This is a genomic window from Rhodospirillales bacterium (genome assembly GCA_018666775.1).
Taxonomy (GTDB): Bacteria; Pseudomonadota; Alphaproteobacteria; order SMXQ01; family SMXQ01; genus JABIXC01.
Genome location: JABIXC010000004.1, coordinates 58,517 through 68,455, shown reverse-complemented (window position 1 = coordinate 68,455; position 9,939 = coordinate 58,517). Strand labels below are relative to the sequence as shown.

Genomic DNA, 9,939 nt, shown 5'->3' with positions numbered 1-9,939 from the left:
ATACGATCATGCCTGTAAGTAAATCCAATGGCGTTGACATCTGGTACGAGGTATGTGGCGACGGCCCTGCCATGGTATTCGTTCATGCCAATCCCTTTGACAATGATCTCTGGCTTTACCAGAAAGCGCATTTTTCCACCTGGTTCAAAGTGGTCAGCATCGACATTCGAGGCTATGGGCGTTCATCGAAAATCACCACGCCTTATACCCAACACGATATGTGCAACGATGTTCTGGGTGTCATGGGGGATTTGGGGATAGACCAAGCCGTTCTTTGTGGCTGTTCCGTTGGATCGGGCATTGCCATCCATCTTGGGATTACCAACCCGGAGCGTTTCTCTGCCATTGTTTTAGTTGGCGGGAATTCTGGCGTATCCGATCGATATACCCAGCGCATCGATGGCTACACCAAAGACCTTGGCAGTTATCACATCGAACATCTTCGCAAATTGGTTTCCGATGATTTTTCAAAATCAAAATTGGGGGCCTACATTCTGAACCTGTGGGTGGAACGCGAACCACGCCTGAAGGGTGACGCCATTGCCCAGGTCTTCCACGCGGGCAATGGAACCGATTGCACGGGCGATCTCGGGAAAATTCCGATGCCGGTTCTGGTCATCAATGGCGAACAGGACCATTCCCTTCCAGCCGGGAAACTGACCGCAGAGAATGTTATCAATGGCACCCACAAGGTGCTGGCTGGCACAGGACATGCCTGTTGCATCGAAGACCCGGCCACTTTCGATGGGTTTGTTATCGAATTTCTGGAACAAAACGCGCTGATGCCCAAACTCTAACGCCGTTACTACGGCATATAGCGTGGGCGCTTGCGCTTGACGCCGTAATGTTTGGCAAGATAGTTGACGATCAGGACACGATTTTCCACGTCAATGGGCGGCATCGCCTGTTTTTTGACCATCCAGTCGATCAATTCATCCCAGCTTTCCTTGGTCTGGCCCTGCTGGACCACCAACTTTATGGAATGACACGCCGAACAAAGCGCATAAGTCACATCCCGGCCTTTTCCCGGCGGCATGCCGTCATAGTCATCCTGCTGCGCCACCTGGACGGGGAATTCAGACCCCAATTGTTGTGCGGGGGTGGGACCAGCCCACCCCCACACCACAAGAAGCCCCAGAAAAAGACCGAGTAATCCTGCTTTAATCATAGGTTACGATACTCTAACCGATATCCGATGCATGGAATTATTCAGATACCCCTTGGGATTCCACGCGATGGCGAAAGGCTGCGAACGCCCCTTGGTATCGGTAGCCCGAGACCAAACCTCGTAGTAACCGGCCTTGGGAAACGCAACCCTGGCCGACCAATGCTGCCAGGCATAGGGATTTTCCGGTGCCTGCAAATTAGCCTTGATCCAGGTGACGCCGAAATCGATGGAAATATCAATCCGCTCCACCGCATCGTCCCCGGCCCAGGCATGGCCCCGAACGGTCATGGAACGACCATTCAGCTGTCCCCGGGTTTTGGGCGACGTTATCAGGGATTTCACTGGCATCGCATTGATGATCTCGAAATCCTTTGTCGGCACCTTCTGGCCCGGCGATACCGGATAACCCGGCACACGATAGGCCTTCCCGGTCATTTTCGGGCCATCATGGACCTTGTCACGCAGAAAGATGCGCTTCAGCCATTTCTGGGAACATGACCCCGGCCAGCCTGGAACCACCAGACGCAGCGGCGCACCATTCATGGGATGCAAGTCTCCGCCATTCATGCCGAAGGCAATCAGGTTATAGGGGCTCAAGGCCTTTTCGATTGGCACACCACGGGAAAGCGAAAGCTTTCCGGGCTTGCCCGAAAGGTGGCTGTCTGCACCAACATGGGCCGTGTAAACGACATTTTTCTTGACCCCTGCCGCCTTCAGAACATCAGCAAGCCGTACACCCGTCCATTCCGAACAGGCCACGGCACCAAGGGTCCATTGGTTGCCCCTTGCCGGTGGATTGAAAAATCCACGGCCGTTACCGCCACATTCGATGGTCAGTTTGTGGCTGACAACTTCGAAGTTTTTCTTAAGATCGGCAATGGAAAGGTTCATAGGCTTGTCCACCAGACCGTCAACCATAAGGCTCCAGTTGGCAGCATCCATGTTTGCCGGAGGAATGCCATTGTTACGAATAAAGTGACGGTTGGTTGGTGTCACCTTGTCATCCAGAAGGTGCGGTGGTGTTTCCGCATTGACCGGTCGGTCATTATGGACGGTCAACCCATCCTTCCCCGTGATGGAGAAGGACTTCGCCGCCATAGCTTCAGGAATAAATCCCGACGGTATGTTGCGGGCGAATGGAATGGCCGCCCCTACCAGTGCCGCCATACTGGTCAGCCCGGCTCCTTTGAGAAATCCACGCCTATCGTTTTCGGGAACCCGCCCGAAAACGACTTTGTCGGCGCGATCTGGATCTTCGGCATATAGTTCGAAAATATCTTCAGGCCGTGATTCCGGCTTCGTCTTCATTTTTTTGTCCATGATAGCCCCCCTTAGCTACTGGGATTGAAGAAAATGCATTTACTTTCCGCCACGACTCCCTCTTTGGGGAGACCGGACGAATGCAGATACAACTGAAGAAACGTATGGGGGAGGTGATTTATTCCATAAAATCGTAATTATCCGGTCTGACAGGGAAGGCTTGCCCTGCGGCTTTCCGCCAGGGCAAGGCGGGTTCGACTGTCAAATGGCAGATGTTCCATGCTGGCCTTGCGAATACTGGCGGCGACCAGACGAAAGCGCGGACCTGCCATACTTTCGGCCAATACAAAGTAATCCAGCATGCCCGTAGTCCATGCAGCGGCGATAACACCCTTCGTTTCAAACCGCACCCCTTCTGCAGCGAGGTCTCTCGACGAAGCCGAAGGCAAAACCAGCAATGTCACCTTGCAGCCGCGTGTTCCCCGATAGCCCACAAGCAAGGCATCAACCCCCTGCCTCCAGGCTTGTGTGCCGACGTAAGAAACGACCAGGCCATTGGCACTGAGATCGGGAACGATGGCATCGGCACGAACCGAAGCAGGACGCAACACGGGGCTTGATTCTTTTGGGTATGGTGCGTTCCATGAACGATGGGCTTTTACCGCCCAGTAAATGGGAACATCCCCACCGGACGACGAACCAGATTGCCATAACGCCCCGCCAGCCAGCATCAGCACAAGCCCTGCCGCGACGGCCAGACTCGTCCACAAAGCCCGACGCGGTTTCCGCTGCGCTGGAATTTCCAGATTCAGATCAGAACAATCAACACTTTCATCAAGGGCAGCCTTGAGACGGCTGAGCACAGAAAGTTCCCTCGCCAACGCAGGGTCCGCCGCCACGTCATCCATCAACCTCGCCTGTGCCTTGTGGTCCAATTCCCCGTCAAGAAAGGCGTTGATGCGCTCTATCGCTTCTGTCCTATTTTTTGTTTCGTCTTCCACTTTTAAGTTCACTCTTTCATTATCTGTTCATTGCCCGTTTACTGGCTGTTTACTATTTCTGCCGGATCCCGGCTCGGCGGGACGGCATCACTTCCACAGTACCCTTCTCCAAAAGTGCCAGAAGGTGGTCGCGCGCCCTGCTTATCCGGCTCATCACTGTACCTTGGGGAATACCGATAACCCCTGCGGCCTCGGCGTAGCTTAACCCTGCCAAATCGACAAGGCCGATAATCTCCCGATCCCGGGCTTTCAACCGCCCCATGGCCTGTTTAACGGCCAGTGTATTGATGAAACGTTCTTCCCCGCCCCAATATTCCATTTCTTTTTCATCACAATTTTCAAGGGCTTGGGGATCAAAAATGGAATCGGTCGCCCCTTTGCGGCGCACACTGTCGATAAAGGCATTGCGTAAAATGACAAACAGCCACGCCCGATAGGCAGAATCGGCATCGGGCGTGTTTTTGGCGGTAAGTGCTTTCAGCGCGCATTGCTGCACCAGATCGCGCGCGCCATCATCGTTACGCGCAAGACTGAAGGCGTAACGATAAAGGCGCGGCAAAAGGGGCTCAAGGCGCGACATCAGCCAAACCAATCCATTCAGCCTTATTCGAAATAAACGCCTTCGTCATAGATCACTTCGACTTGCTTGTTGTCTTTGTGATCCCCAGCCATAGCACCACCTTCAAGGTTCAAACGACCCGCAATGCCTTCTTCATGGGCGGTGTGACACCCGATCCGGAACAGAACCAGCGGTTCCTTTGAGGTGCACTGAAAATTGTAATAACACCCCTTGGCCAGCAAGATGCCTTCGTGGGTTCCGGCGTGGCGTTCTTCGCCATTGGGGCCGAAGAAGCAGGCGGAACCCTGCATGATCAGGAAGATATGATCTTCCTTGGTATGGGCATGGAGGCCATTTTCACCGCCGGACGCATAAACCTTTACAACGCCCCACATATTATCGGTCTTGCAGACCGGTGTGTTGGTGCGGCCCTGCTTCAGCATCTGGACTTTAAGATCGAAAAAGATCGGCTTTTCAGCGGTGGCCTTTATATCATCACGAAAATCACTGTTCTTGAATCCCCCAGTTTCTCCTGAGGTCATTGGTATATTTTCCTGAACCGACATTGCGTACTTCCTCCTAATCATAATATATCGAAGGGATTGTACCACAAATGTCAAAAAGGGGAAAATACCCTTTATAAAGGGCCAAAAACTGCGGTTTTAGTCGAATTTGTCCAGCAAATTCATCACCGCATCCATATTTGGCGAGGCTTCACCATCGGCCATGAAAAATTCAAAAACCTCGGCAATATCATAAACGCCAGCACCCGATTGGGTCGCATCAGCGTAGGCCTTGTTCATGGCATCCAGTATTGGATAAACACCGCCCAGACCATGGGCAAGGCCCGACAGTTTACCAACACTTTTGGAACGGTTGGCCATACCCCGATTGGGCAATTGTCCGCTTTCTTCACGGGTCTTGTTCTGGCGGCGCTTGCCAGAATCATAGCCCGCATAATCCCGGTCCACCATCAATTCGCCCCGGCTTTCAAACATGGCCGATGTGGCATTGGACCCCTTAATGGCTTCGAACATGGCGCCCCGATCCAACCCGGCACGGGTCGCCAGTTGAAATGCCTCTGCAGCTGCCATGGTGTGGGTGGCCACCAAATAAAGGGCCACAAATTTTGCCAGCCTGCCTGTGCCAAAGGCCCCCATCCAGGTGACCTTGTCGGTGATATCGCGCAAGACCGTTACCCAACGGTCAAAGGCATCGTGGTCCCCGCCTGCAAAAATTGCTGCATTACGGGCCGCGATATAGGTGGGGTTTCCAGAAATGGTGCAATCGACCATGGTCACGCCATGGGCATTTGCAAGGGCACATTCTTCTACCTTGGCCTTCAACGAGATGGTGGAAAGCTCGAACGTATCGAGCCCATCGCGGCCTGATTTTAAAATGCCTTCGGGTCCGGAATAAACCTCATGCAGGGCGTCGACCGATGGCAGACAGACCAACACAACGTCGGCGCGTTCTGCAACGTCTTTGGGCGATTTGCCAGCGACGCCCCCCATGGCCACGAAAGCCTTCATGGATGAGCGCCGATAGCCAATCACTTCGTGCCCGGCACCGATCAGGTTGGCACCAATGGCAGAGCCTAAGTTACCAAGACCGATCAGGCCGACACGTTTCAAAGACGTTCTCCGATAAACCCGCTTACTTCTTTTTGCGGTTATATTCCCCAAGGCCGGGACGATAGGTCTTGTCATCCAGGAACTGCGACATGCCCTTTTCACGGCCCTTTTCAGGATCGGCCCATTTCAAGGCATCAGACTTCGCATTCAGGTAATCTGCAGCTTGATCAACGCTCATGTTCTTGACGGCGCGGATCGCTTCTTTGGTGTAACGCAGTGCCATCGGATTTTTCTTCATCAGCTTTTTGGCCAATTTGATGGTTTCAGCGCGAAGCTTCGCTTTGGGAACAGACTTGTTGATGAACCCATTTCTTGCGGCTTCTTTACCGGTGAACGTATCGCCGCTGATGGCGTAATACATGGCGTCACGGAAATTCATGGTGTTGACCACGTTCCAGCTGACGATGCCGCCGGGCAAGATGCCCCAGTTAATTTCTGACAGACCAAATTCAGCGTTATCTGCTGCAATGGCCAGATCACAAGCAGAAACCTGCGTGAAGGCCCCGCCGAAGCAATAGCCATTGACCATGGCGATGGTCAATTTCGGGAAACGTGACAATTTATTCCAACGCCAATTGTGCGATGCATGCTTGGCTTTATAGCGCTTGGCAATATCATCGGTGGTGCCCCGGAAATAAAGCCGGATGTCTTGCCCGGCACAGAAAGCCTTGCCGGCACCGGTGATGATCACAACATCAACATCTTTGTCGATGGCCAGATCATCCAGCGCTGAATTCATATCAAGATGCAGCTGCGGGCTCATGGCATTGCGTTTTTCGGGCCGGTTCATAATGACCCAAGCAATGCGATCCTGTTTTTCAACCAGAACGGTTTCAAACTTTTTCACAATCTTTTTGCTTGATGCTTTTTTAGCAGGCGCCTTCCGTTTTGCAGGGGCTTTCTTTGCTTTGCTTGGGGCTTTCGCCATTGATTGGTACTCCCTTTATTATTGATTGTTGATTTGCATTAAAAATATCAGCGTACCCCCGCCATAGCAATAGCGCCGGACACACTGGAATTCGGGTTTAGCCATAATCGCGGAGGATGCCACGGGCGATGACCATTTTCATGACCTCAGATGCCCCCTCGGTGATGCGGAAACTTCTTTGCTGACGCCAGAAACGCTCAATCGGTAAATCCGTGGTCAGGGCAATGCCGCCATGGACCTGCATGCAACGATCGGCCACTCTGAAGGCCATTTCGTCGGCATAGTATTTGCTCATATAGGCTTCTTGGCGAAATTCTTCACCGGCATCGGCCTTTGATGCGGCGTGATAGACCATCAACCGTGCGGCATGCAATTCCACGAAGGAATCGGCAATCATCCACTGAATTGCTTGGCGGTCTGACAAAGGCTTGCCAAAGGTCACGCGCTGTTTGGCATAAGAGGTCATCATTTCAATGCAGCGTTCCGCCACACCCAAAGCACGGGCACCGTGGCGAAGGCGTCCTGCCCCCAACCAGCGCTGGCCCAATTTAAATCCCTCACCTTCAGCCCCAATCCGCTGGCTGGCTGGCACGCGGACATTATCGAAAATTATTTCCCAGGGTTTATCCCCCATCATGGTTTCATATTGGGTACCCAGTTTCACACCCGGCGTATCCATATCAACGATGAAGCACGATATCCCGCCGTGAGAGCCTTTTTCACGGTCTGTTGCCACCATCAACTGGATAAAATCGGCATTGCCCGCACCGGTGATAAACCGCTTCACCCCATTAATGATGTAATCATCAGTGCCATCGTCGGCGTGTTCAGCAAAGGTGCGCATGGAGCCAGGATCAGACCCCGCATCGGGTTCGGTTTGCCCAAAGCACGTCAATTTTTCTCCCCGGATGACGGGATAGAGATAGCGTTCTTTCATATCGTCTGAGAGTTCAAACAAAATGGCGCGCACGCTTGGTCCGGTAAAATGGCCCCCGCGCGCGGGCAGCGCCGTGGTCCGGGCGATCTGTTCTGTCACCACGACCGTGGCCAGCACGCCCATGCCCTGGCCACCAAATTCTTCGGGCACATCCATCAACCAAAGCCCAAGCTTCTTTGCGTCCTCTGCAAATTTTGCCTTAAATTCGGGCTTTAGCGTCACAACGTCACAGGTTTCAAGCTCGACCGGGATCATTTCCGCATCGACATAACGGCGCAGTTGCGCTTGCAACATTTTTAATTCTTCGGGCAGCTCGAAACTCATTCAAGAATCCTTTCTAGTCTTCATGCAAAACAGGCCTGACATCCACTGCAGCAACACCGCGCCCTTCGGGGCGCACGATCAACGGGTTGACCTCAAGATCGGCCAGCACATGGCGATGATCCAGATAAACCTGGCCCAGACCAACCACGGCAGAAACCAGCGCATCCATGTCTGCAGGGGCGGCACCCCGGAACCCTTCCAGCAATTTCTTGCCTTTTAGTTCATCGATCATGGCACGCACATTGTCTTTGGTAACGGGCAGCAAACGCATGACCGCATCATTCATCAATTCCACCAAAATGCCGCCGGTGCCCAATAAAATCACCGGGCCATAAAGCGGATCTTCACGGCACCCCATGATCATTTCAACGCCGGAAACCATTTCCTGAACCAGATAGCCGGTTATTTCGGCATTGGCATCGACAGCGTGTATGCGCGTGGCAAGGGTCTCTACCCCCTCTTCAACCGCATTTTCTGTGTCCAGCCCAACCAGCACGCCGCCCACTTCGGTCTTGTGGGAGAACGCCGGGGCCACCACTTTTAAAACCACCGGGAACCCGATTTGCTTGGCGGCCTTAACTGCCGCTTCGGCATCTTTTACCAAGGCGCTTTTGGGCAAGGTAATGTTATTAGATTCCAGCAATGCATCAAATGCTGTGCCTTCAAGATTTTCAGCCAGACCCTTTGGCGGTTCGGGCAGATCGACTGCGTCGCCCGCCCTCGCACCATAAAAGGCCAGTGCATTTAATGAACGCAAGGTTTCAACCAACCCCTGAATATACGGGATGCCCATTTGGTCCTGAAATTCAACGCCGCTTTCATCCATGGGATAGCGCATGCGGCCAAAGCCAACAATCGGCATATCGGTTTTGTCCAGCAACGCCTTGATGGGGGCGGCTGCACCGATATCGGTGCGTCCCGGCGATATTTGGGCGGCCAAAGCCAGCATGTCCACAGATTTGTCTTTCAGTACCACCTCACAGATATCAGCCAGCGTCTGACTGCCCGCCGGGATGCCACAATCGAGTGGATTTTTTGGCGTCATTTCAGCCGGAATGTGTGGACGAATGCCTTCTACGGTTTCTGGCCCATAGGCCGGCATGGCCGCGCCTTCGGCTTCGGCATAATCATAAAGCAAATCCACCGTCCCACCCGATGTAGTGACAAAACCGATATTCGGTCCTTTGGGCAGGCGGTCTTGTTGGAAGACCAAGGCCATTTCGATCATATCATCAAGGCTTTCACAATTGATGATGCCATAGCGTTCACACAAGGCTTCAAACCCGGCCCAGTCCCCGCCAATAGCCCCGGTATGGGAGCGTGCCGCATCGCGGGAACGCTGGGTCCGGCCAGTCTTGATGGCAAGAATAGGTTTATTAGCAGCCAGTGCCCGGGCACAGGCTTCTTTAAATACGTCTACGCGGCGAATGCCTTCGATGAACAAAACGATGCTTTTGGTTTCTGGGTCATCGACGAAAAAATTGATGTAATCGGCCAGATCAAGGCCCAGCTCATTGCCCGTGGATACCGCGTATGAAAAACGCATGCCCCGTGACAGGGCCGTGGAAACCCAGAACTGCATGGTGCCACCGGATTGAAAAACGGCCCCCACCGATCCCGGTGCCGCATGGCATAATCCTGCATTGGGATAGAGAAAGCTTTTTTCCCGGTAGCCAATACCACCCATGCAATTGGGGCCACCGACCAACAATCCGGTTTCATCACACAGGGCCTGAAGCGCATCGCCCCGGGCAATCACTTCTGGGTCAACCCCTTCGCCGATGTGTCCGGCATAAACCCCGGCCGCCTTCAGGCCGTTTTTAACCCCATCTTCCAACACGCCCTGGACGGCCTTTGCCGGCACAATGACAAGCCCCAGCTCTACCGGTTCAGGCAGGGATGCAAAATCGGGATAGCACGGCACCCCAAACACTTCTTCGCGGCGGGGATTGATGGGATAGACCGTCCCGGAATACCCAAAATCTTTTAGATTGGACCAAATTGTGCTGGGCCATTTGGCTCTGTCAGAGGCACCAACAATGGCAATACTGGCGGCATTAAAAATCGGTGCAGGTGACCGGAACACGTGGGCTACTCCCTGAATTTTTTATAATTTGCGCAGATATTC

The 9,939-nt window shown here is 53.3% G+C and carries 10 protein-coding genes; 1 reads left to right on the top strand and 9 read right to left on the bottom strand.

Going from position 1 to position 9,939, the window contains the following annotated elements; all coding sequences use genetic code 11:
* Window positions 1–8: 8 nt before the first annotated feature.
* Window positions 9–797, top strand: a complete 789-nt coding sequence (locus HOJ08_01885; protein MBT5672189.1) for an alpha/beta hydrolase — start codon at window positions 9–11, stop codon at window positions 795–797.
* 8 nt (window positions 798–805) lie between these two features.
* On the opposite strand, the gene HOJ08_01880 is transcribed toward HOJ08_01885, so the two are convergent.
* The 9 genes from HOJ08_01880 to HOJ08_01840 all read right to left on the bottom strand — a co-directional run bounded on the left by HOJ08_01880 (window position 806) and on the right by HOJ08_01840 (window position 9,897).
* Window positions 806–1,168: a hypothetical protein gene (locus HOJ08_01880; GenBank protein ID MBT5672188.1), complete on the bottom strand. Its 363-nt coding sequence runs from the start codon at window positions 1,166–1,168 to the stop codon at window positions 806–808.
* 3 nt (window positions 1,169–1,171) lie between these two features.
* The gene (locus tag HOJ08_01875; protein ID MBT5672187.1) at window positions 1,172–2,476 is read right to left on the bottom strand and encodes a sulfite oxidase; all 1,305 of its coding nucleotides are present in this window, start codon (window positions 2,474–2,476) and stop codon (window positions 1,172–1,174) included.
* A gap of 149 nt (window positions 2,477–2,625) precedes the next feature.
* Window positions 2,626–3,429, bottom strand: a complete 804-nt coding sequence (locus HOJ08_01870; GenBank protein ID MBT5672186.1) for a hypothetical protein — start codon at window positions 3,427–3,429, stop codon at window positions 2,626–2,628.
* A 52-nt stretch (window positions 3,430–3,481) separates the two neighbouring features.
* On the bottom strand, window positions 3,482–4,009 hold the full coding sequence (locus tag HOJ08_01865; protein ID MBT5672185.1) for an RNA polymerase sigma factor: 528 nt from the start codon (window positions 4,007–4,009) through the stop codon (window positions 3,482–3,484).
* Window positions 4,010–4,032: 23 nt separating this feature from the next.
* Complete coding sequence (locus HOJ08_01860) at window positions 4,033–4,530, bottom strand: cupin domain-containing protein (GenBank protein ID MBT5672184.1); 498 nt, start codon at window positions 4,528–4,530, stop codon at window positions 4,033–4,035.
* A 120-nt stretch (window positions 4,531–4,650) separates the two neighbouring features.
* A complete protein-coding gene (locus HOJ08_01855) occupies window positions 4,651–5,622 on the bottom strand; it encodes an NAD(P)-dependent oxidoreductase (GenBank protein MBT5672183.1) in 972 nt (323 codons plus the stop codon).
* A gap of 22 nt (window positions 5,623–5,644) precedes the next feature.
* A complete protein-coding gene (locus tag HOJ08_01850; GenBank protein ID MBT5672182.1) occupies window positions 5,645–6,550 on the bottom strand; it encodes a p-hydroxycinnamoyl CoA hydratase/lyase in 906 nt (301 codons plus the stop codon).
* Between the two features lie 97 nt (window positions 6,551–6,647).
* Window positions 6,648–7,811, bottom strand: a complete 1,164-nt coding sequence (locus HOJ08_01845; GenBank protein MBT5672181.1) for an acyl-CoA/acyl-ACP dehydrogenase — start codon at window positions 7,809–7,811, stop codon at window positions 6,648–6,650.
* Between the two features lie 13 nt (window positions 7,812–7,824).
* Entirely contained in the window at window positions 7,825–9,897 is a 2,073-nt protein-coding gene (locus HOJ08_01840) for an acetate--CoA ligase family protein (GenBank protein MBT5672180.1), read from the bottom strand.
* Window positions 9,898–9,939: the final 42 nt, after the last annotated feature.

What these genes read in the sequence shown, in the direction of transcription:
- HOJ08_01885 (MBT5672189.1), top strand. Translation starts at nt 9, where the DNA reads ATGCCTGTAAGTAAATCCAATGGCGTTGACATCTGGTACGAGGTATGT.
- HOJ08_01880 (MBT5672188.1), bottom strand. Translation starts at nt 1,168, where the DNA reads ATGATTAAAGCAGGATTACTCGGTCTTTTTCTGGGGCTTCTTGTGGTG.
- HOJ08_01875 (MBT5672187.1), bottom strand. Translation starts at nt 2,476, where the DNA reads ATGAAGACGAAGCCGGAATCACGGCCTGAAGATATTTTCGAACTATAT.
- HOJ08_01865 (MBT5672185.1), bottom strand. Translation starts at nt 4,009, where the DNA reads ATGTCGCGCCTTGAGCCCCTTTTGCCGCGCCTTTATCGTTACGCCTTC.
- HOJ08_01860 (MBT5672184.1), bottom strand. Translation starts at nt 4,530, where the DNA reads ATGACCTCAGGAGAAACTGGGGGATTCAAGAACAGTGATTTTCGTGAT.
- HOJ08_01850 (MBT5672182.1), bottom strand. Translation starts at nt 6,550, where the DNA reads ATGGCGAAAGCCCCAAGCAAAGCAAAGAAAGCCCCTGCAAAACGGAAG.
- HOJ08_01845 (MBT5672181.1), bottom strand. Translation starts at nt 7,811, where the DNA reads ATGAGTTTCGAGCTGCCCGAAGAATTAAAAATGTTGCAAGCGCAACTG.